We start from the raw sequence: 20878 nt of genomic DNA on the forward strand, positions 1-20878 counted from the left end.
CGCCACGGTAGGAGGAGCGCGGAGGGGGCGCCTTTCTCGATGGGCCATCAGGGCAACGCCGCTTCTTTCAGGGGCCCGGGGAACTGCGCGATCAACCCCCACCGACCCGCAGTCGCAGAACGGCCAACGCGCCCCCGTCCGAAGCGTTCTCGAATCCCAACCGCGCTCCCAACACCTCCGCCTGCCCCACGGCGATGGTCAAACCCAGGCCGTGTCCCTTGGCGGAGCCCTCGGTGCGAAACCTCTGCGGTCCCTCGGCCAGCAGATAGTCAGGGAACCCGTCCCCGTGATCCCGCACGGTCACCACCGGCCCCTCCACGGTCAACACCACCGGAGGCGCCCCGTGTTTGTGGGCGTTGGCCACCAGGTTCCCCACCACCCGCTCCAGCCGCCGCCGGTCCGTCTCCACCCACGCGTCCTCGACGACCCGCACCTCGGTGTCGCCGCTCGTGTGCGCGGCCACCCGCTCGGCCAGCAGTCCGAGCCGGATCGCGTCCAGGTCCAGCCGCTCGCTGCCCGCGTCCAGCCGCGAGATCTCCAGCAGGTCCTCGGTCAGCGTCCGCAACGCGGCGACCCGGTCCCGCACCATCTCCGTCGGCCGCCCCGCCGGCAGCAGCTCCGCCGCCGCGTGCAGCCCGGTCAACGGCGTACGCAGCTCGTGCGCGACATCCGCCGTGAACCGCTGTTCGCCGAGCAGTTTCCGCTGCAGCGTGGACGCCATGGTGTCGAGCGCGGCGGCCACCGCGGCCACCTCGTCGCGGTAGCGTGCCGGGTCCGTCGTCCGGGGGTCGTCGACCCGGGCGTCCAGGTCGCCCGCGCTGATCCGCCGGGCCACCTGGGAGGTCGTGCGCAGCCGCCGGGTCACCCCGCCGACGCCCAGCGCGCCGACGGCCAGCGTCACCCCGATCGCCAGCGCCGAGGAGCCCAGGATGGCCCGGTCGAGGTTCTCGATGGTGGCCGCGCTCTGCGCGTAGTCGATCCGCACGGCGAGGGCACGGCCGTCGGCCGGCGCGGCGGCCCACATCGAGGGGACCCCGGAGACGACCCCGACCATCGTGCCGCGCCGCCCGCCCACCGCCAGCTCGCGCAGCTCCCCCGGCATGCCCCGCGGGTCGATCCCGGCATCGGGTGGTAGCCGGTTCCCTGCCTCGTACGCCTGTGCCGCCTCGTCGAGCCGGACCAGGGCCCGGGAGCGGGCGTCGCTCACCGTCCGGTTGGTGACGGAGACATGGACGAGGGCGCCGAGCAGAGCGGCCAGCCCGCAGCACATGACCGTGATGAACGCCAGCGCCTTCCAGGTGAGCGAGGAGGCCCACCGGGGCAGGCCGAACCGTTTCCGCCCGGGTCTCGCGGGCCTCGCGGCGCTCACCCCGGCCGCACCGAGGACGAGGCGGAGGGCGCGTCGGGTGAGGGTGAGCGGGACGCGGACGCGGTGGAGGGCAGGTCGGGCGAGGGTGAGGCGGAGGGGGACGCCGACGGTGACCGGGACGGCTTCGCCGCTCCGCCCACGCGCAGGATCTCGTCCCGGGTGAGCAGCATCGCCTGCTGGTCCTCGTCCCAGGTCCACTGGGTGCGGTACTCGTAGCCGACGATGCCCGCCGGGGAGCGGATGATCACGGTCCGGCCGGCCAGCTCGACCGCGAGCACCGCGTCGTCGCTGGCCAGCACCTGCACCAGTCGGTCCGCCCGGAAGGTGTACATCCGCACCGCCGTCTGATTGCCGGGCAGCAGCCGGAAGCCGAGCACCATGTCGTCGCGCCCGTCGCCGGTGAGGTCCCGGTAGTAGGCCTGGAGGACGGGGCACTTGGCGCGGTCGGTCCTCCTGCCGGCGGTCGTGTCCGGCCCTGCGGCCGTGTCCTTGTCCGTGCCTGCGGTCGCGTCCGGGTCGGCCGAAGCGTCGGTGCCGCCCTTTCCGCAGTCGGCCATGCGTGCGGTCGTTCCCCCGTAGAGGGCCCCGGATCCGGCGTACACCTCGGGGTGCGCGGCGATCTCCGCGCGGACGACGGCCAGCGGGTCCACCTGGTGGATGTCCTCGCCGGGAGCGCGGACGCCCTTGACCACCTCCGTCTCGGCCTCGCCGTAGTCGTAGGCGGGGGAGGACGCGGGCGGCTCCCCGGGCCACAGCCGGGTCGGGCCGCTCGCGGTGGGCGTCGCGCCCGCGCTCACCAGGCCCCCGGAGTCGCCACAGCCGCCCACCAGCAGGACGGCTGCCACGGCGGCGAAGGCGCCGGCGGCGACGCGCGCGCCGACGGCAGCGCGCACGGGGCGGCTGGGGGACACGGGACTCCTGGGTGTACAGGGACGGGAGGACGGTTGTGGGGGAGGACCACTGTGGTCCCGTACACCCTAATTCGTGCGGAAGTACTTTTTCGTGACGGCTCGGTCGAGCCGGCCCGCGCTGCCCGGCACGCCGGGCCGATCGACTCGGCACGCCCCGCGGCCCGGCACATGCCCTACTCGGCCGACTCCTCCAGTTCCTCCAGCAGCCGGACCGTCGCCAGCCCCGTGTGCAGGTACTCCACGAACAGCTCGTTGTGCAGCGCCCACGGCGAACGGCGGGTGCGGATCAGCCCGATCGCCTCCTCGGCGGAGTGGCCGTCGCGGATCAGCGCGTGCGCCACGACCAGACCGGCCCGGTTGTACCCGCTGTAGCAGCGGACCAGGACCCGCTTGCCGTCCTCCAACGCGTCGCACGCCGCCTGCGCCAGCCGCATCACACCCGCCAACTGCGTACCGTCCAGCGGTCCGTCCGGGATCGGCCACACATGGTGCTCGACCCCCTCGTCGGGCCCGTGCCCCGGCAGCCGCAGCAGGGTCAGCACCAGATCGAACTCGTCGCGTACGACCGCGAATTCGACGCCCCCGGTACCGGCCGGCCCCGCGAACGCGTGCCCGCCCATCCACAGCCCCGGCACGATCTCGCTCCACGGTTCCCGCGGAGCCGGGACATCGGGTTGCCTGCGCGTCCGCAACGGCGCCTCCCGCAGGCCGTGGCCCTCGACGACGGGTCGTCACCCCAAAGGTAGCCGGGTTCTTGCCGATGGAGCACCCCGCCTGTTCCCATGGTCGTGGGGTGATGGTGCATGAGCGAACTGCGCGTCATACCGACCTGGCGTCATGGACAGCGGCGCCTGTACGTGTGCCGGACCGACGGGAGGAACATCGCCTGGTACGACCGTGAGGCGGGCCGGGTGAACCTCCTCAGCGAGGAGCTGAGAGAGGACGTGCTGGACGTCCTCCGCCCCTTCGTCACCGGGCCGGTCACCGTGGGGCCGCCGCCCGTGCCGACCCCCGCCGAACTGGCCCGGCTGAGTCTCCCCCCGGACGACGACCTCGCCCCCAACCGGCCCGGCGAGGCCCTGTTGATCGCCCTCGACCGCGCCCCCGGCCCGGCACGCCGGCTGCGCCCCGACCCGCGCCGCCGCGCCCTGGCCGCCGAGCAGACCGTCGGCGACGCGCTGGACCGGCTTGCGGGCGCCGGCTGGCACACCCTGCACTCCGTGCCACTGCCCGGCGGTGACCGCATCCACCACCTGGTCGTCGGCCCCGGGGGCGTGTTCTGCGTCCGCTCCGTCCACGCCCGCAGGCAGCGCGTCGTCGTCACCGACCCCATGGTCGCCGTGGGCCGGCACGAACCCCGGGCGCTGCTGCGCGGGCTGCGGGCCGACGCCGACCGCGCCTCCTACGCCCTCACCGCCGAGGTCCGCCCGGTCCTCGCCCTCGCCGAACCCTCCTCGGTCGCGGTCACCACACCTCTGCGGGAGGTGCGCGTCCTGCGCGACACGGACCTGTCGGAACTCGCCCGCGCCGGCGGGGTGCTGAAGCCGGCGGACGTGGAGGGCCTGCACGCGATGGCCCGCGACCGGCGGACGTGGACGCGGGTGTAGGCCGCCGGGGCGAGCCGTGTCACGGCAGCGGGTGTGCGGCCTCCGGGTCCAGGAGCGGTGCCAGCAGGTCGCCGTAGTCCTGCAGCCGGGGGCCGATGTCCGGGGCGCGGAAGGACAGCAGCTCGGGGGCGCCGCACTCCTCGACCTCGGTCCAGGTGACCGGCGCGGAGACGGTCGGCTCGGGGCGGGCCCGCAGGGTGTACGGCGCGGCCGTGGTCTTGCGGGCGGCGTTCTGGCTCCAGTCGACGAACACCTTGCCCGGGCGCAGACTGCGGGTCATCCGGTGGACGACCCGGCGGGGCATCGCCTGCTCCGCCTCGACGGCCAGTTCCCTGGCGTACTCCGAGACCCGCTCCGACGACGCCCCGCGCACCGCCGCCAGCAGATGCAGCCCCTTCGACCCGGACGTCTTCGCGTACACCTCGATCCCGTCCGCCGCGAGCCGCTCCCGCAGCCAGCAGGCGACCTCGCAGCACTCGACGACGGTCGCGGGCGACCCCGGGTCCAGGTCGAACACCAGCCGGTCGGCCTCGTCCGAGGTGCGGACGGTCCACTGCGGCGTGTGGTACTCGACGACCAGGTTCGAGGCCCACATCAGGCTCGCCAGGTCCTGGACCAGCACCATCCGGGCCGGCCCCTCCATCCGCCGTACCTCGGCGGTGGTGACCCAGTCCGGTGTGCCCGGCGGCACGTTCTTGGTGAAGAAGACCTGGCCGCCCGGCCCGTCCGGGTAGCGCAGGAAGGAGACCGGGCGGTCGCGCAGGTGCGGCAGCAGGGCGTCCGCCGTCGTGGCGTAGTAGTGCAGCAGCTCGCCCTTGGTGAAGCCCGTCGCCGGGTGGAGGACCTTCTCCAGATTGGAGAGGGCGACCCTGTGGCCCTCCACCTCGGTGATGGGTGTCATGGGACCCAGAATCCCATGATTGGGTGACGAAAGGTGCTAAGGGGTCGAATCGTGCTCCCGCGGCCGTGCTCAGGCCCCGCGGCCGTGCTCAGGCCCCCACGTACGCGGCCAAGTGCTCGCCCGTGAGCGTGGAGCGGGCCGCGACCAGGTCGGACGGGGTGCCCTCGAAGACGATCCGGCCGCCGTCGTGACCGGCGCCGGGCCCGAGGTCGATGATCCAGTCGGCGTGCGCCATGACCGCCTGGTGGTGCTCGATGACGATCACCGACTTGCCGGCGTCGACCAGGCGGTCGAGGAGCCCGAGCAACTGCTCCACGTCGGCGAGGTGGAGACCCGTGGTCGGCTCGTCGAGGACGTAGATGCCGCCCTTGTCGCCCATGTGGGTGGCCAGCTTCAGCCGCTGCCGCTCGCCGCCGGAGAGCGTGGTCAGCGGCTGCCCGAGGGTGAGGTAGCCGAGGCCGACGTCCGCCATCCGCTCGACGATCCGGTGGGCGGCCGGGGTGCGCGCCTCGCCCTCGCCGAAGAACGCCTCGGCCTCGGTCACCGACATCGCGAGCACCTCGCTGATGTCCCGGCCGCCGAAGCGGTACTCCAGCACCGACGCCTCGAACCGCTTCCCCTCGCACTCCTCGCACGTCGTGGCGACGCTCTGCATGATCGCCAGGTCGGTGTAGATGACACCGGCGCCGTTGCAGGTGGGGCAGGCGCCCTCGGAGTTGGCGCTGAACAGCGCCGGCTTGACGCCGTTGGCCTTGGCGAAGGCCTTGCGGATCGGGTCGGCCAGCCCGGTGTACGTCGCCGGGTTGCTGCGCCGGGAGCCGCGGATCGGGGTCTGGTCGACCGACACCACGCCCTTCTCGCTCGGGATCGACCCGTGCACCAGCGAACTCTTGCCGGAGCCGGCGACCCCGGTGATGACGGTGAGCACGCCGAGCGGGATGTCGACGTCGACATGGCGGAGGTTGTTCGCCGAGGCGCCGCGGATCTCCAGCGCGCCGGTGGGCTTGCGCACCGTCTCCTTCAGCGCGGCCCGGTCGCCGAGGTGACGTCCGGTGACGGTGTCGCTGGCGCGCAGCCCCTCCAGGGTGCCCTCGAAGCACACCGTGCCGCCCGCCGTGCCGGCGCCGGGCCCGAGGTCCACGACATGGTCGGCGATGGCGATCGTCTCCGGCTTGTGCTCGACCACCAGCACCGTGTTGCCCTTGTCGCGCAGCCGCAGCAGCAGGTTGTTCATCCGCTCGATGTCGTGCGGGTGCAGCCCGATGGTCGGCTCGTCGAAGACGTACGTGACGTCGGTGAGGGAGGAGCCGAGGTGGCGGATCATCTTCGTCCGCTGCGCCTCGCCGCCGGAGAGCGTGCCGGAGGCCCGGTCCAGGGAGAGGTAGCCGAGGCCGATCTCCACGAACGAGTCGAGCGTGTAGTGCAGCTTGGCGAGCAGCGGCGCGACCGAGGCGTCCTCGATCCCGCGGGCCCATGCGGCGAGGTCGCGGATCTCCATCGCGCAGGCCTCCGCGATGTTGAGTCCGGCGATCCGCGAGGAGCGGGCCAACTCGCTCAGCCGGGTGCCGTCGCAGTCGGGACACACGGCGAAGGTGACCGCCCGGTCCACGAAGGCCCGGATGTGCGGCTGCATCGATTCCCGGTCCTTGGAGAGGAACGACTTCTGGATCTTCGGGATCAGGCCCTCGTAGGTGAGGTTGACACCGTTGATCTTCACCTTGGTCGGCTCGCGGTACAGGAAGTCGTGCCGCTCCTTCTTGGTGTACTTCCGGATCGGCTTCTCCTTGTCGAAGAACCCGGATTCGGCGATGACCCGCACGACCCACCCGTCCCCCGTGTAGGTGGGGATGGTGAACGGGTCCTCGGACAGCGACTTCGTGTCGTCGAAGAGCTGGGTGAGGTCGATGTCGGAGACCGTGCCCCGGCCCTCGCAGTGCGTGCACATCCCGCCGGTGCGGCTGAACGTCACCTTCTCCGTCTTGGTCTTGTCGGCGCCCCGGTCGACCGTGAGGCCGCCGCTCGCCGAGACCGAGGCGACGTTGAAGGAGAACGCGCCAGGCGGGCCGATGTGCGGGGTGCCGAGCCGGCTGAAGAGGATGCGCAGCATCGCGTTGGCGTCGGTGGCGGTGCCGACGGTGGAGCGCGGATCGGACCCCATCCGCTGCTGGTCCACGGTGATCGCGGTGGTCAGCCCGTCCAGCACGTCCACCTCGGGCCGGGCGAGGTTCGGCATGAAGCCCTGGAGGAAGGCGCTGTACGTCTCGTTGATCAGCCGCTGCGACTCGGCGGCGATCGTGTCGAACACCAGCGAGCTCTTCCCCGAGCCGGAGACCCCCGTGAACACGGTCAGCCGGCGTTTCGGGATCTCGATGCTGACGTCCTTGAGATTGTTCTCCCGCGCCCCGTGCACACGGATCAGATCATGGCTGTCGGCGGCGTGCGGCCCGGGAGCCTGCGCCTGCGTCCGCGCGCTCGTGGCCTTGGTCATCGTTCCTCCATCTGTCGGGCGGGGCCGCGTCACGGTCCCCACCGGCGTCGCCCGTCCACTGCCCACCGTCGTACGACCGCGGTGGCCCTCTTCGTGACGTCCTCTTCGTGAAGCCCTCTTCGTAACGGCTGCGGCGGTCCTCCGGATCTCAGACCTCGTGGACGCGGATCAGGTTGCCCGCCGGATCACGGACGGCGAAGGCGCGGACGGCGAAGGCGCGGACGCCGTAGGGCCACACATGCGTACGTCTCCTTGGTCATCATCTCGACGTGCGGGAGGAAGCTCGCGTTGATGGTGAGGTCCATGGCCCTCACGCTAGGCGCGCCCCACCCACCCGCGCTTCTCGAATCCTGACCGGTGCGGTGGCGGGGCCGGACCAAGCCGGTGGCGGGTGCCCGTTGGTCGTCGACGGGCAGGGGCGGCGGGTCGGCGTTACGGTGTGGACAAACCGGAAGCAGGGACCCGAAAGGTGCGTGCTGCCCGTGCGATCCATCTGGAACGGCGCCATCTCCTTCGGCCTGGTCAGCATCCCGATCAAGCTGGTGAACGCGACCGAGAGCCACTCCGTCTCCTTCCGCCAGGTCCATCTGGAGGACGGCGGCCGCATCCGTTACCGCAAGGTCTGCGAGCTGGAGGACCGTGAGGTGACGCAGGGGGAGATCGGCAAGGCGTACGAGGACGCGGACGGCACGATGATCCCGATCACCGACGAGGATCTCGCGTCGTTGCCCATCCCCACGGCCAAGACCATCGAGATCGAGGGCTTCGTACCGGCCGAGAGCGTCGACCCGCTCCAGGTGGACGCGGCGTACTACCTCGCGGCGAACGGGGTCCCGGCCGCCAAGCCGTACACCCTCCTCCGCGAGGCGCTCAAGCGCAGCGGCAAGGTGGCGATCTGCAAGTTCGCGCTGCGGGGGCGTGAGCGGCTCGGCATGCTCCGGGTGGTGGACGACGTCCTCGCCATGCACGGTCTGCTCTGGCCCGACGAGATCCGTACGACCGAGGGGGTCGCTCCCGACGCGAGTGTCACCGTCCGCGACAAGGAACTGGACCTGGCGGACGCCCTGATGGACACGCTCGGGGAGGTCGACCTGGAATCCCTCCACGACGACTATCGCGAGGCGGTGGAGGAGCTGATCGCGGCGAAGGCGTCCGGCGAGGAGCCGCCGAGCGTTCCCATGCCGGCGGCGGAGGGCAAGGTCCTCGACCTCATGGCCGCGCTGGAGAAGAGCGTGCGTGAGGCGAAGGAGTCCCGGGGCGAGAGCGCCGAGGCCGACGCCGACGCCGACGTGACCCACCTCGCGTCCCGGCCCACCCCCAAACAGTCCCCGGGCAAGAAGTCCACGGCGTCGACCCGGAAAACGGCTGTTTCCCCCAAGAAATCGACCGCGAAGACAGCACAGCCGGCAAAGAAGACGGCCACGAAGCAGCAGACGCCCAGAAAGACGACGACGGCGAAGTCGACGACCACGAAATCCACGGCGGCGAAAAAGACCGCGACGGCGAAGACGCCCACGAAGAAAACCCCGGCAAAGAAAACCACCGCACGCAAACGCTCGGCCTGAGGGGCGACTCGACTCGGTACGCCCCCACGCCGAGGGCCTCCTTCCGCGGTCCGGCCCGGTTCTTTCGTCGCCGGCCCTCGGCGTCCTGCCGCCGGTTCCCCTCCGAGCGCTCCGGTTGCTCTCCCGCCGACGCTCCCCACCCGCGCGCCGCTCACCCACGACGGTCGCGGTAGGCCGGCGGCGCCGGGACGCACAGGAGCGGGTCTGCCTCAATCCGCGGCCGACCCGGAGGGCTACGTGGTGCGGCGGAGGGCCAGGACCGCGTTGTGGCCGCCGAAGCCGAAGGAGTTCGTGAGGGCGAGGTCGCCGTCGCGAGGCAGCGGGCGCGGGGCCGCGGTGACGACGTCGAGGGTGATGGCCCGGTCCTGGTCGGCGCAGCCGATGGTCGGGGGGATGAGCCCGTGGTGGAGCGTGAGCGCGGTGGCAAGGGCCTCCACCGCCCCGGCCGCCCCCTGAAGGTGCCCGAGGTGCCCCTTCAGCGCCGTCACCGGCACCCGGCGCCCCGACAGCACCGCCGTCAGCGCGTTCGCCTCCGCGAGGTCCCCGTCGACCGTGGCGGTGGCGTGCGCGTTGACGTGGACCACGTCCGAGGGCCCCGCCGCCGCGTCCTCCAACGCCCGCCGCAGCGCGAGCGCCACCCCCGAGCCCGACGGATCGGGTGCCGCCATGTGATGTGCGTCGGCGGACAGCCCCCACCCCGCGGCCTCGCAGTAGACCCGGGCCCCGCGAGCCCGGGCATGGTCCTCCGCCTCCAGCAGCAGGAACCCCGCCCCCTCGCCGTTCACGAACCCGTCCCGGTCCTTCGCGAACGGCCGGGACGGACTCGCCTCACCCTCGTCCAGCCCGTGCCGCGACAGCGCCCGCATCGCCGCGAAGGACGCCATGATCGCCGGGGTCACCACCGCCTCGGCCCCACCCGCGAGCGCCACGTCCACCCGCCCGTACCGGATCCGGTCGACGGCCTGCCCGATCGCCTCGGTCCCGGAGGCGCACGCACTGGTGACCGTGCGCGCCTCCCCGGTGATGCCGAGGTCCAGCGAGACCTGCGACGCCGCCTGCGAGGGCACACACATCGGGGTCGTGAGCGGCGAGACACCGCGCGGCCCCCGGTCCCGTAACTGCCGGTCGCCGGCCACCAGCACCGACGCGTCTCCGAGGATCGCCCCGGCGGACACCCCGACCCGGTCAGCGTCGAGCCCGCTCTCCGCCGCACCGCCGGGCTCGAAGCCCCCGTCCCGCCACGCCTCCCGCGCCGCCAGTACGGCGAACCGCGCGGCCCGGTTCATACGCCGGGCCCGGGGCCGGGGGAGCAGCTCGGCGGGATCCACCGGCACCGTCCCCGCGACCCGCACCGGTAACTCCGCGAACTCCTCCCCGGCCAACTCCCGTATCCCGCAACGCCCTTCCAGCAGCCCCTGCCACAGCTCATCCACGCCCACCCCGAGCGGGGTGACGGCCCCCAGCCCCGTGACGACCACTCGGCGCCCCACCGAGTACGACATACGCCCTCCCCGAACTGCCCAGTCCCGCCCGATCCTCCAGTCCCCGAGACGGTTCCCGCTTCAACTGCTTGCTGCACCCACCCTGCACCCATGACCGGCGAGGGCACCCGCACGGGGGCGTAGCGCGAAGGACGCCGAGGCGGACACGGAGGTCCACGGCGGCCCACGGCGGTATACGGCGGCCTCCCGCACCGTCGGCCGCTTGCCGGGGCGCGGCCCGAAGGCCGCCGCCCGTCAGTCGCCCGTCAAAGCACTTTCGCCCGCACCAGCGCCGAGAGGACGAGCGTGCCCGGCAGGAGGGGGAGCCAGACGGTGAGGACGCGGTAGCCGATGACCGTGGTGGTGGCGAGGGCCGCCGGCGCGCCGAAGGCGACCAGGGTGAAGACGAGCGCCGCGTCCATGGGGCCGAGGCCGCCCGGCGCGGGCACCGCACCGGCCGCCGTACTGGCGACGAGATAGGCGAAGAGCATCTGCGGCCAGGACACGGGCAGCCCGAGCGAGGAGCCGACCGAGGCGACCACGGCCCCCTGGCACAGGGGGAAGGCGGCGGCCCCGCCCCACAGGGCCAGGGCCCGGCCGGGGCGGCTGTGCACGATCCGGGTGTCGGTGAGGGCGGTACGCAGCCCTCCGATCAGCGGCCGCCGCAACGGCCGTACGGTCGTGATCAGTGTGACCACGGCCGCGAGGCTGACGCCGGTGATCGCGCCGACGAGGGCGAGCGTCTCGCCCTTCGGGAGGAGTTCGGTCAGGCGCAGCGTGCCCGGGAAGGCGACGACGAAGGCGACGATCACCAGGGTCTTGGCCACGGGTTTGACCGCCGAGTACAGGGCGAGCGAGGACGTGGCCCGGGCGAGGGGGATGCCCTGGCGCCGCAGGAAGCGCAGGACGACGGCGTGGGCGCCGATGTTGCCCGGCAGCGCATGCCCCGCCGCCCCGGCCGCGAACTGCGTCGCCAGCAACTGGCCCGGCGGCAGCCGTTCCGGCACCGCGCCCTGCCGTACGAACGCGGAGGCCACTGAGCACAGGCCGGTGAACAACACCCCGGCCAGCAGCCACCGCGGATCGGCCGAGGCCAGCCGCACCGCCCCACCGTGCACGGTGCGCCAGTCGAACGCCGCCCAGGCGCCGAGCAGCACCAACGGCAACAACGTCAGGGCCAGCCGCAGCCGTCGGCCATTGGCGGCCGACCGGGCGGGGAGCAGCGCCCGAACCCTGCCGGGCAGGAGCGCGACGAGCCGGGCCGGGTGGGGTACGGGGTGTTGGGCGGAGGCGGAGGCGGAGTCGCAGGCTGGGGCCGCCGTCGGGTTCGCGGGAGCCGCAGGGACCGTGGAGGCCGTGCGAACCACGCGGTCGGCAGCCGCGGGATCCACAGGAGCCGCGAGCTCGCACACCGCGAGCTCACCATCCGTGGGCGGGCAATCCGCGGGCGCGCAATCCGTCAGCTCGGCAGCCGCGGGCTCAGAATCCGTGAGCCCGGCAGCCGTGGGTGCGGCGTGACGCGGGCCCGGGTGAGGTCCACGGGACGGGCCGGGCTGGGTATCAGGGTGAGGGATCGGGGACCGGGGACGGGGTGGGCCGCGAGGGGGCGGCGCGTCGAGCGGGAGCGGGAACAAAGGGCACGTCGTCCTTCCGCGTCGCGTCGGTACGGCGGGGGACCGCGTCGACGGAGGCAGGGCAAGTCAAGAACGAAGGGAACCCCAGGACCGTTCCCACCCCAAATGACTCCCCGGTATGCATCGCCCGAACTCCTGCCACCGCCAGAACGACGACACCGCCTCCGAACAGCGACTCCGCGCCCGAAATGCACCCGAACCCCACGACTCGCATGAGACGCAAGTCACTCCGAGCCCCCGACGCAAGGAACCCCACCCACCCCTCCGGCATCCCGCCCCGCGCCGCCCCGCCTCACCGGTCGCCACTGAAAGCGACGACCGCCGCCGTACCTCGCCGCACGCCCCTGAGCCGATCCGCCGCAACCAACACGACACCCACCCACCCGGCGTCCCCGACGCCATGGCTGCTCCTCATCGGCGAACCCGGGGGCCGGCCGGCTGGCCGTGCTCGCGTCGGCGGTTGGAGCTGCCGCACGACGCCGGAGTCCGCATCGGCACCATGCTCGACGTCACCCGTACCGCGGAGGAACTCGCCGACGTGGCCGCCCGCCGCTTCGCCGACTTCGCGGCCGTGGACCTGCCGGTCTCCGTCCTGCTCGGCGACGAGCCGGAACCCCTCGGCCCCGGCACACGGCTGCGCCGGGTCGCCTTGGGCGCCATGCACGAGGAGTCGCACCTGTACGAGGTCGGGGACCTGGTGGGACCCGGCCCGGCTGGAGGCGCGCCCTCGCCGCCGGCATCCACTGTCGCGGTCGGCAATAACCGCACCTCCCACAGCGCTGGTGCGACCGCACAGTCCACTGGGAACGGTCAGCGAAAGCCGTATCAACCCGGTGCCCCGGACCCACCCCGCGGCACCGCCCCCAGCCTCAATGGCGAGCGCCGGCTCCGGCATCGACGACACGGAGGACAGCACCCCACAGCGGCCCCCCACCGTGGCCCCGGTGACGCCACCGATCCCCGCTTCACGCAGGTCCTCGCCGCCTTCAGCGAGTCGTGCCGCATTTCTACGAATCGGTCTCGATCCGGGCCACCGCTTGGGCGCTGAGGGCGGTGCGGCAATCATGGGGCCATGCACCGGCCGCCGCTCCGCCTCTACGCCCCCGAGTGGTTCACGGCCGACGAGTCGACCCTGAATGTGGCGTTCGTGTACCCGATGCAGGGGCCGGCCGGGATCTTCGGTCCCACCTGCGAGGCGTGCGCGCGGCTGGCCGCCGAGGAGATCAACCAGGCGGGCGGCGTGCTCGGCAAGGAGCTGCGGCTGCTGGAGGTCGACGGCGGCGCGGATCCTCAGCGGGTCGCGGACGAGGTCGAGGCCCTGGTGGCGGCGGGTGCGGTGCAGGGCGTCACCGGCTGGCACATCTCCTCGGTGCGGCAGGCGGTGGCACCACGGATCGCGCACCGGGTGCCGTACGTCTACACGGCCCTGTACGAGGGCGGCGAGCGCACCGAGGGCGTCTACATGACCAGCGAGACGCCTGCCTGGCAGCTGCTGCCGGCGATGCGGCTGCTCGCCGAGGCACGGGGCGTGCGCCGGTGGTTCGTCGTCGGCAACAACTACATCTGGCCCCGGCGCACCGCCCAGGCCGCGCGCCACTACGCGCGCGAAGGCCGGGACCGGGTCTGCGGCGAGGTGTACCTGCCGCTGGGTACCGACGACTTCACCGACGTCCTGCGGCGCATCGAGCGGGCGGACGCCGACGGCGTGCTCATGCTCATGGTGGGCAGTGACGCGGTCCGCTTCAACCGGGCCTTCGCCGCTGCCGGGCTCGACCAGCGCTGCCTGCGGCTGAGCACGCTCATGGACGAGAGCATGCTGCTGGCGAGCGGCGCCGAGGCGACGACCGACCTCTACAGCACGGCCGGGTTCTTCGCCTCGCTGGCCGACCAGAACACCATGGACTTCCACGGCCGGTACGCGGGCCGCTTCGGTGTGGACGCACCGGTTCCGGGCAGTCTCGGCGAGTCCTGCTACGAGGGCGTGCTGCTGCTCGCGGCGCTCATCGAACGGGCCCGCACCCTGGACGTGTCCGCCATCGGAGCGGCCGCCGAGAACGTCGCGTACGAAGGTCCGCGCGGCCTGCTGAGCCTGGACGGACGGCATGTGCGCCAGCGCATCTACCTGGCGCGGGCGGACGGGCTCGACTTCAACGTGCTCGCCCAACTTCGCGCTCCGCACGAGCTGTTGTGACGCTCCCGTCGCCTTCCAGTGCCCCGGCCAGCTGATCGAGCAGGGTCTGCAACCGCTCCTCCTCGTCCTGCCCGAGCAGGGGTTCCACCTCACCCCAGTCGGCCCGGACCGCGCGGGACAGCCGCTGCCGGCGCTGCATTCCCCGTGGCGTGAGCTGGGCCAGGACACGGCGCCGGTCGGCAGGGTCGACGCGGCGGAAGACCAGGTTCTGGTCGACGAGTTGGTCGATCAGCTTCGTCAGGGTCGGCGCCGGCAGGAAGGCATGGTCGGCGAGGGCCGTCATGTTGTGCCCCTCGCCGTCGGAGAGCAGGTCGAGCACCCGCCACGCCTCGATGGTGCAGTCGAACTCCTCGAGCACGGACTGGACTCGGCGCACCGAGAGGCGCTCGGCCCGTGTCAGCAGGTGGAGCAGGTCCTGGGGCTGCCTCGCCATTGCACTCCTCAGCTCGCATGCGCACGACCCCGCGGCGGGGATGCCGTGAGCCTACCGTCGATCAACGCACTCTTGACGAGCATTCCCAGAATATGATCCTTTCCGGTGGAAGCAATAAATGCCGTCACTGAGACGCCGTCAATCATGCGTCGCCAGTGGCGGCTTTCCTCTTTTTCGACCTACCTCGATACTTCCGATGGAAACTGTTCTTCAATTGCGCCGAAACGCCGTTGAAACAGTTCCGCCGCAGGCTGTGGACGCACTTCAACGACCAGCCCGGAGGTCACCCCGGAACGGCTGGGGGCCTCGCGCGCCAACGCCGCCGCCACTGAAGCGCGTCCGACCCATTCCTTCCCCAGATTCTTCCGCTCGCTTCGCACCGCCCCTTCGGGGCATGGAGGTATTGAATGTCCGGGCTCAACATCAGCAGGCGCGGTCTCCTGGCAGGCGTATCCGCCCTCGGCGCATCGGCCGCCCTCAGCGCGTGCGGCGCCAAGACCGGCAGCGACACGTCGTCAGGCTCCGGCGCCAAGGCGGACACCTCGGGCGACACCGTCAAGGTCGGCCTGCTGAACTCGCTCTCGGGCACCATGGCCATCAGCGAGGTGACCGTCCACAACGCCCTGCTGCTCGCGGTCAAGGAGATCAACGCCGCCGGCGGCGTCCTCGGCAAGAAGCTCAAGCCGATCAGCCAGGACGGCGCCTCCGACTGGCCCACCTTCGCCGAGAAGGCGCAGACCCTGATCACGGACGACAAGGTCGTCGCCACCTTCGGCTGCTGGACCTCGGCCAGCCGCAAGGCCGTCAAGCCGGTCTTCGAGCGGAACAAGTCGCTGCTGTTCTACCCCGTGCAGTACGAGGGCCTGGAGCAGTCCCCGTACATCTTCTACATCGGCGCCACCACCAACCAGCAGATCGTGCCCGCGCTGGACTACCTCAAGAAGCAGGGCCTGACCAAGCTCTACCTCGTCGGCAGCGACTACGTCTTCCCGCGCACCGCCAACAAGGAGATCAGGGCATACGCGAAGGCCAACGGCATGGAGGTGGTCGGCGAGGACTACGCGCCGCTGGGATCGACCGAGTTCAGCACCATCGTCAACAAGGTCAAGGACGCCGGCGCGGACGCCGTGTTCAACACCCTCAACGGCGACAGCAACGTGGCCTTCTTCAAGGAGTACAAGTCCGCGGGCCTGACCGCGAAGAGCCTGCCCGTGCTCTCGGTGTCCATCGCCGAGGAAGAGGTCAAGAGCATCGGCACCCAGTACCTGGAGGGCCAGCTGACGGCCTGGAACTACTACCAGACCACTCCGGGCGCGGCGAACGAGAAGTTCGTGAAGGCGTATCAGGCCGCCTACGGCAAGGACAAGCCGACGTCCGACCCGATGGAGGCCGCCTACATCTCGGTCTACCTGTGGAAGGAGATGGTCGAGAAGGCCGGCTCCTTCGACGTGGCGAAGGTGAAGGCCGCCTCCGACGGCATCACCTTCGACGCCCCCGAGGGCAAGGTCACCGTCGACGGCGCCACCCAGCACGTCTACAAGACGGCCCGGATCGGCAAGGTCGGCGCGGACGGCCTCATCGAGGAGGTCTGGAACTCGGGCAAGCCGGTCAAGCCGGACCCGTACCTGAAGGGCTACTCCTGGGCCTCCGGCCTCTCCTGAGCCCCGCTCGGCCCCTCGCGGTGGGACCCGGCCTCGTAGTGAGGCCGGGTCACGCCCATGGAAAGCCCGCACCTTACGTCCCCGACCCGGAGCCGCTTCATGACGGTCGTCCTCAACCAGTCCTTCACCGGCATCAGTATCGGTGCCGTCCTGCTGCTCATCGCGCTCGGCCTGACCCTGACCTTCGGTCAGATGGGCGTGATCAACATGGCGCACGGCGAGTTCATCATGGCCGGCGCCTACACCACGTACGTGCTGCAGAAGTCCATCAGTGGCGCGGGTGTCTCCCTGCTCGTCGCCCTGCCACTGGCCTTCCTGGTCGCCGGCGCCATGGGAGCGCTCCTGGAGTGGCTGCTCATCCGCCGCCTGTACACCCGGCCGCTGGACACCCTGCTGGTCACCTGGGGCGTGTCCCTGATGCTTCAGCAGCTCGCCCGTGACGTCTTCGGCGCCCCCAACGTGCAGACCGCCGCCCCGGACCTGCTGACCGGCAACATCTCGGTCGCGGGCATCACCCTCGCCAACAACCGGCTGTTCATCCTCGGCCTCGCGCTGCTGTGCGTCCTCGGCCTCACCCTGATCCTGCGGCTCACCCCGCTCGGGCGCCGTATCCGGGCCGTCGTACAGAACCGGGCCCTCGCCGAGGTGTCCGGCATCGCCACCGAGCGGGTGGACCGTACGACGTTCTTCATCGGTTCGGGCCTGGCGGGTGTGGCGGGCGTCGCGCTCACCCTGGTCGGCCCGATCGGCCCGACGATGGGCACCAACTACATCGTCGACGCCTTCCTGGTCGTGGTCGTCGGTGGCATCGGCCAGCTCAAGGGCAGTGTCATCACGGCCTTCGCGCTCGGCGTGCTGCAGTCGGTGCTGGAGTACTCGACGACCGTGAGCGTCGCGAAGGTCATCGTGCTCGTGGCGATCGTCGCCTTCCTGCAGTGGCGACCCCAGGGCCTGTACGCACTGCGCACCCGGAGCCTGGCATGACGACGACAACCTCCCCGACCAGCACGACGCCCGTGGTGCGGCCGTCGGCGTCCCTCCTGGAACGCGTCCGCGTGCCCGGCGGGTTCCTCCTCGGCGCCGTCCTGCTTCTCGGCATCGCCCCGCTCGCCCTGTCCGACTTCCGGCTCAACCTCCTGGCCAAGTACCTCTGCTACGCGATCGTGGCCGTCGGCGTGAGCCTCGCCTGGGGCCGCGGCGGACTGATGGTCCTCGGCCAGGGCGTCTTCTTCGGCCTCGGCGGCTACGCCATGGCCATGCACCTCAAGCTCGCCGACGCGGCCGCCACCGGCCAGACCCTGCCCGACTTCATGCAGTTGTACGGCACCGGTGACGTGCTGCCCTGGTGGTGGAAACCGTTCGCCGACCCGGCCTTCGCGCTCGCCATGACCGTACTGCTGCCCATGGCGGTCGCCGCGCTGCTCGGCTTCCTCGTCTTCCGCCGCCGGGTCAAGGGCGCGTACTTCGCGATCCTCAGCCAGGCCCTCGCGGCGGCCCTGGCCATCTGGCTGGTCGGCCAGCAGGCCACCACGGGCGGCACCAACGGCCTGACCGACATGCAGGGCTTCTTCGGCTACGACCTCAACGACCCCGTCAACCAGCGGACGGTGTACTTCATCATCGCCGCTGCGCTTCTGCTGCTGATGGCGGTCGCTCGCCAGCTGTTCGTCTCCCGCTACGGCGAACTCCTCGTCGCCGTACGGGACTCCGAGGAGCGGGTGCGCTTCCTCGGCTACAACCCGGCCAACGTCAAGCTGGTGGCGTACGTCGTCGCGGCCGGCATGGCGGGCCTGGCCGGCGCTCTCTTCGTACCCGCGGTCGGGATCATCTCCCCGGCGCTGATCGGGATCGTGCCGTCCATCGGCTTCGTCATCGGCGCGGCGGTCGGCGGCCGGGCCAGCCTGGTGGGCGCGGTGCTGGGCGCGATCGCGGTGGCCTGGACGCAGAGCACGCTCTCGGACGCCTACCCCGCCGCGTGGACGTACCTCCAGGGCCTGCTGTTCGTCGTGGCGGTCGGCTTCCTGCCCGGCGGCCTGGCGTCCCTGGTGACCGTCCTGCGCAAGCGCCGTACCGTTGCGACCCCGACGGGAGAGACAGCATGAGCGGCGAGGGACTGACCGTCCGCGACCTGCGCGTGACCTTCGACGGCTTCAGGGCCGTCGACGGAGTGGACCTGGACATCCACCCCGGCGACCTGCGCTTCCTCATCGGGCCGAACGGCGCCGGCAAGACCACACTCGTCGACGCGGTCACGGGTCTGGTGAAGGCGACCGGCTCGGTCCGTTTCGGAGACCAGGACCTGCTGGGCAAGCCGGTCCACAAGATCGCCCGCATGGGCGTCGGCCGTACGTTCCAGACGGCCACCGTCTTCGAGGAGCTGACCGTCCTGCAGAACCTCGACATCGCGGCAGGCGCCGGACGCGCCCCGTGGACGATGCTGCGACGCCGCAAGGGGGTACCGGAGTCGGTGACGAGGGCGCTGGAGACCACCGGCCTGACGGAGCTGCGTGATCGCCCGGCGGGCGTGCTCGCCCACGGCCAGAAACAGTGGCTGGAGATCGGCATGCTGCTCGTCCAGGACGTGAAACTGCTGCTGCTCGACGAGCCCGTCGCCGGCATGAGCCACGACGAACGCGAGGCCACCGGCGAACTGCTCCGACGGGTCAGCGGCGACCACACCGTCGTCGTCATCGAGCACGACATGGACTTCATGCGCTCCTTCGCCCGCAGCGTCTCCGTCCTGCACGCGGGCAAGGTGCTCAGCGAGGGCTCTGTCGCCGAGGTCCAGGCCGACGCCAAGGTCCAGGAGGTCTATCTCGGCCGCGCCTCCGAACCCGAGCCCGTTGCCGTTCCCGTCGCCGAGGAGGCGTGACGCCCATGCTGGAGATCAACACCGTCCGGGCCGGCTACGACCGCACCACCGTGCTGCACGAAGTGACCGTCGCGGTCCCGACGGACGGCGTCGCGGCCGTCCTCGGCCACAACGGCGCCGGCAAGAGCACGCTCCTGCGTGCGGCCATGGGGCTGATCAAGCCGACGGGCGGCACGATCCTGCTGGACGGCGAGGACATCACCCACCTCGCCCCGCACCGGCGGGTGGGCCGAGGCATGGCGTACGTCCCGCAGGGCCAGCAGTCCTTCCCGCACCTCACCACCACCGAGAACCTCCAACTCGTCGCCGACGGCCGCCCCGACGGCAAGGAGGCCATCACCGAGGCCCTGGACCTCTTCCCGGCCCTGCGCGCGTTGTCCGGCCGCCGCGCCGGCCTCCTCTCCGGCGGCCAGCGCCAGCAACTCGCCATCGCCCGCGCCCTGATCACCCGCCCCAGGCTCCTCCTTCTCGACGAGCCGACCGAGGGCATCCAGCCCTCCGTCGTCGCCGAGATCGAGGAGACGATCCTCGCCCTGACCCGACGCGGCGGCCTGTCCGTCCTCCTCGTCGAACAGCACGTCGGCTTCGCCATGCGCGCCGCCCAGCGCTACTACGTCCTGGAAGCGGGACGCGTGACCTCCTCCGGCGACGGCGGGGTGGCGGCCGAGCAGACCGTGCGGACCGCGCTCAGTGTGTGAGGACGGAGGGCTCCCCTGCTCATCGCGCAGGTGAGCGACCTCCACATCGGAGGTTGGCGAGGACAACGGCGAGCGACAGCGTCGAGCGGGCCGTGATGCCGCGCAGAGGCTCGGTCCCGGACGGCAGGCGGACCACGGCGGACGAAGTGGTTGGCCTCATCCGTGATCAGCCGCGGATGACGGAACCGGGTCCGCACCGCCGTGGTGATGACGACTGTCGTCCACGTCGGCCAGGCCCTCGCGATCGGCTTGCTCTCCGGCTCCTCCTCGGTCAGCGCCGACCCGCCTCACCATGGCGCGCAACCACTGGTGGCCGGGGTCGTTCTGCTGGTTGTGGTGCCAGTACATGGCTTCCACGAACGACACCTCGGGGAACGGCGTCGGCACGACCGTGCAGCCGGTGGAGTCGGCGTACCGTCTGGCGAGCCCCTCCGGGACCAGCGCCACCATGTCCGTGCCACTCACAAGAGAGGGCAGCAGACTGAAGCCGGGCACACTGGCCCGGATCCCCGGTGTGATGCCCTGGCTGTCCAGGTGACGGTCGAAGAGCATCAGAACCTTGCCGAACTCGGCCGCCGCTGCGGCATTTCGGCGAAGTCGCCCAGACTCAGTCCGCGACCGGTCAGCCGGGGGCCGCCGGCGTCGACGAGGCAGACGAAGCGGTCGCGCAGCACCGGCTCGCTGAACCCCGGCTGGCGGTAGCCGAGTGGCAGCAGGAGCAGGTCATGGCGGCGCAGCTGGGTGTCGTCGGTCGGCTCGGCCGGGACCGGGAGGTGGATGTCGATGCGTACTCCGGGGGCCGCGCTCCCGATGGCACGCAGCAGTGGCTCGGCCATCATCGTCATCAGGTAGTCGGACATCACGATGGAGAGCCGCTGGGTACTGTGCTCGGGTTCGAACGGCTGGATCAGTGACAACGTCTCCTCTGCTTTGCGCAAGGTCTCCTGGACACAGGACGGGGGTGTCGCCGACGAGTCCGGCGGGGGTGCAGGGGCGTTTGGTGTCGGCAGTTGGGCGGGTGAGGTGGGGACGAGGGTGCGGGTGGGGTGGTTCATGGCGTGCTTCTC

General features: G+C 71.5%; 19 protein-coding genes. 9 read left to right on the forward strand and 10 right to left on the reverse strand.

All coding sequences use genetic code 11. The features are described 5' to 3' along the window. Positions 1-91 precede the first annotated feature (91 nt). The 3 genes from E4N62_RS32865 to E4N62_RS32875 all read right to left on the reverse strand — a co-directional run bounded on the left by E4N62_RS32865 (position 92) and on the right by E4N62_RS32875 (position 2972). Positions 92-1369: a HAMP domain-containing sensor histidine kinase gene (locus E4N62_RS32865; RefSeq protein ID WP_230220154.1), complete on the reverse strand. Its 1278-nt coding sequence runs from the start codon at positions 1367-1369 to the stop codon at positions 92-94. Then, on the reverse strand, positions 1366-2280 hold the full coding sequence (locus tag E4N62_RS32870) for a hypothetical protein (RefSeq protein WP_230220156.1): 915 nt from the start codon (positions 2278-2280) through the stop codon (positions 1366-1368). The genes E4N62_RS32865 and E4N62_RS32870 overlap by 4 nt, the downstream gene beginning before the upstream one ends. Positions 2281-2453: 173 nt before the next feature. Next, the gene (locus tag E4N62_RS32875; RefSeq protein WP_230220158.1) at positions 2454-2972 is read right to left on the reverse strand and encodes a protein phosphatase; all 519 of its coding nucleotides are present in this window, start codon (positions 2970-2972) and stop codon (positions 2454-2456) included. A 111-nt stretch (positions 2973-3083) separates the two neighbouring features. Here E4N62_RS32875 and E4N62_RS32880 point away from each other — a divergent pair, with 111 nt between their 5' ends. Next, entirely contained in the window at positions 3084-3887 is an 804-nt protein-coding gene (locus E4N62_RS32880; protein WP_230220160.1) for a nuclease-related domain-containing protein, read from the forward strand. Positions 3888-3906: 19 nt separating this feature from the next. Here E4N62_RS32880 and ligD read toward each other — a convergent pair whose 3' ends face one another. Continuing rightward, a complete protein-coding gene (gene ligD / locus E4N62_RS32885; RefSeq protein WP_230220162.1) occupies positions 3907-4788 on the reverse strand; it encodes a non-homologous end-joining DNA ligase in 882 nt (293 codons plus the stop codon). Between the two features lie 88 nt (positions 4789-4876). Then, the gene (locus tag E4N62_RS32890; RefSeq protein ID WP_230220164.1) at positions 4877-7276 is read right to left on the reverse strand and encodes an excinuclease ABC subunit UvrA; all 2400 of its coding nucleotides are present in this window, start codon (positions 7274-7276) and stop codon (positions 4877-4879) included. A gap of 473 nt (positions 7277-7749) precedes the next feature. Between E4N62_RS32890 and E4N62_RS32895 the strand changes: the two genes are divergently transcribed. Continuing rightward, positions 7750-8841 (forward strand): Ku protein, encoded by a 1092-nt coding sequence (locus E4N62_RS32895; RefSeq protein ID WP_230220166.1) that lies wholly within the window; start codon positions 7750-7752, stop codon positions 8839-8841. Between the two features lie 233 nt (positions 8842-9074). On the opposite strand, the gene E4N62_RS32900 is transcribed toward E4N62_RS32895, so the two are convergent. Further along, positions 9075-10343, reverse strand: a complete 1269-nt coding sequence (locus E4N62_RS32900) for a beta-ketoacyl synthase (protein ID WP_230220169.1) — start codon at positions 10341-10343, stop codon at positions 9075-9077. A gap of 245 nt (positions 10344-10588) precedes the next feature. Next, on the reverse strand, positions 10589-11689 hold the full coding sequence (locus tag E4N62_RS32905) for a YbhN family protein (protein ID WP_230220171.1): 1101 nt from the start codon (positions 11687-11689) through the stop codon (positions 10589-10591). Between the two features lie 727 nt (positions 11690-12416). Between E4N62_RS32905 and E4N62_RS32910 the strand changes: the two genes are divergently transcribed. Further along, complete coding sequence (locus E4N62_RS32910; protein WP_230220173.1) at positions 12417-13004, forward strand: hypothetical protein; 588 nt, start codon at positions 12417-12419, stop codon at positions 13002-13004. A gap of 24 nt (positions 13005-13028) precedes the next feature. After that, positions 13029-14147 carry a substrate-binding domain-containing protein gene (locus tag E4N62_RS32915; protein WP_230220175.1) on the forward strand — a complete coding sequence of 373 codons (1119 nt, stop codon included), beginning with the start codon at positions 13029-13031 and terminating at the stop codon, positions 14145-14147. On the opposite strand, the gene E4N62_RS32920 is transcribed toward E4N62_RS32915, so the two are convergent. Then, a complete protein-coding gene (locus tag E4N62_RS32920) occupies positions 14104-14580 on the reverse strand; it encodes a MarR family winged helix-turn-helix transcriptional regulator (protein ID WP_230220177.1) in 477 nt (158 codons plus the stop codon). The genes E4N62_RS32915 and E4N62_RS32920 overlap by 44 nt on opposite strands. A gap of 407 nt (positions 14581-14987) precedes the next feature. Between E4N62_RS32920 and urtA the strand changes: the two genes are divergently transcribed. The 5 genes from urtA (at position 14988) to urtE (ending at position 19811) form a co-directional block, all read left to right on the forward strand. Further along, positions 14988-16241 carry an urea ABC transporter substrate-binding protein gene (urtA, locus tag E4N62_RS32925; protein ID WP_230220179.1) on the forward strand — a complete coding sequence of 418 codons (1254 nt, stop codon included), beginning with the start codon at positions 14988-14990 and terminating at the stop codon, positions 16239-16241. Between the two features lie 99 nt (positions 16242-16340). Then, positions 16341-17225: an urea ABC transporter permease subunit UrtB gene (gene urtB / locus E4N62_RS32930; RefSeq protein WP_230220181.1), complete on the forward strand. Its 885-nt coding sequence runs from the start codon at positions 16341-16343 to the stop codon at positions 17223-17225. Beyond that, positions 17222-18343 carry an urea ABC transporter permease subunit UrtC gene (gene urtC, locus E4N62_RS32935; protein WP_230220183.1) on the forward strand — a complete coding sequence of 374 codons (1122 nt, stop codon included), beginning with the start codon at positions 17222-17224 and terminating at the stop codon, positions 18341-18343. Before urtB ends, urtC begins: the two co-directional genes overlap by 4 nt. Further along, the gene (urtD, locus tag E4N62_RS32940) at positions 18340-19113 is read left to right on the forward strand and encodes an urea ABC transporter ATP-binding protein UrtD (protein ID WP_230220185.1); all 774 of its coding nucleotides are present in this window, start codon (positions 18340-18342) and stop codon (positions 19111-19113) included. Before urtC ends, urtD begins: the two co-directional genes overlap by 4 nt. Before the next feature lie 5 nt (positions 19114-19118). Continuing rightward, a complete protein-coding gene (gene urtE, locus E4N62_RS32945) occupies positions 19119-19811 on the forward strand; it encodes an urea ABC transporter ATP-binding subunit UrtE (protein WP_230220337.1) in 693 nt (230 codons plus the stop codon). 156 nt (positions 19812-19967) lie between these two features. Here urtE and E4N62_RS48245 read toward each other — a convergent pair whose 3' ends face one another. Then, a complete protein-coding gene (locus tag E4N62_RS48245) occupies positions 19968-20363 on the reverse strand; it encodes a LysR substrate-binding domain-containing protein (protein ID WP_268269934.1) in 396 nt (131 codons plus the stop codon). Beyond that, on the reverse strand, positions 20363-20866 hold the full coding sequence (locus E4N62_RS48250; RefSeq protein ID WP_268269935.1) for a LysR substrate-binding domain-containing protein: 504 nt from the start codon (positions 20864-20866) through the stop codon (positions 20363-20365). The genes E4N62_RS48245 and E4N62_RS48250 overlap by 1 nt, the downstream gene beginning before the upstream one ends. Positions 20867-20878 lie beyond the last annotated feature (12 nt).

The sequence above is a fragment of the Streptomyces sp. MNU76 genome, assembly GCF_020982545.1.
GTDB lineage: Bacteria > Actinomycetota > Actinomycetes > Streptomycetales > Streptomycetaceae > Streptomyces.

Bases quoted from the DNA above. Each gene is read 5' to 3' on its own strand.
- E4N62_RS32880 (WP_230220160.1), top strand. From the start codon at position 3,084: ATGAGCGAACTGCGCGTCATACCGACCTGGCGTCATGGACAGCGGCGC.
- ligD (WP_230220162.1), bottom strand. From the start codon at position 4,788: ATGACACCCATCACCGAGGTGGAGGGCCACAGGGTCGCCCTCTCCAAT.
- E4N62_RS32890 (WP_230220164.1), bottom strand. From the start codon at position 7,276: ATGACCAAGGCCACGAGCGCGCGGACGCAGGCGCAGGCTCCCGGGCCG.
- E4N62_RS32900 (WP_230220169.1), bottom strand. From the start codon at position 10,343: ATGTCGTACTCGGTGGGGCGCCGAGTGGTCGTCACGGGGCTGGGGGCC.
- E4N62_RS32915 (WP_230220175.1), top strand. From the start codon at position 13,029: ATGCACCGGCCGCCGCTCCGCCTCTACGCCCCCGAGTGGTTCACGGCC.
- E4N62_RS32920 (WP_230220177.1), bottom strand. From the start codon at position 14,580: ATGGCGAGGCAGCCCCAGGACCTGCTCCACCTGCTGACACGGGCCGAG.
- urtA (WP_230220179.1), top strand. From the start codon at position 14,988: ATGTCCGGGCTCAACATCAGCAGGCGCGGTCTCCTGGCAGGCGTATCC.
- urtB (WP_230220181.1), top strand. From the start codon at position 16,341: ATGACGGTCGTCCTCAACCAGTCCTTCACCGGCATCAGTATCGGTGCC.
- urtC (WP_230220183.1), top strand. From the start codon at position 17,222: ATGACGACGACAACCTCCCCGACCAGCACGACGCCCGTGGTGCGGCCG.
- urtD (WP_230220185.1), top strand. From the start codon at position 18,340: ATGAGCGGCGAGGGACTGACCGTCCGCGACCTGCGCGTGACCTTCGAC.
- urtE (WP_230220337.1), top strand. From the start codon at position 19,119: ATGCTGGAGATCAACACCGTCCGGGCCGGCTACGACCGCACCACCGTG.
- E4N62_RS48245 (WP_268269934.1), bottom strand. From the start codon at position 20,363: ATGCTCTTCGACCGTCACCTGGACAGCCAGGGCATCACACCGGGGATC.
- E4N62_RS48250 (WP_268269935.1), bottom strand. From the start codon at position 20,866: ATGAACCACCCCACCCGCACCCTCGTCCCCACCTCACCCGCCCAACTG.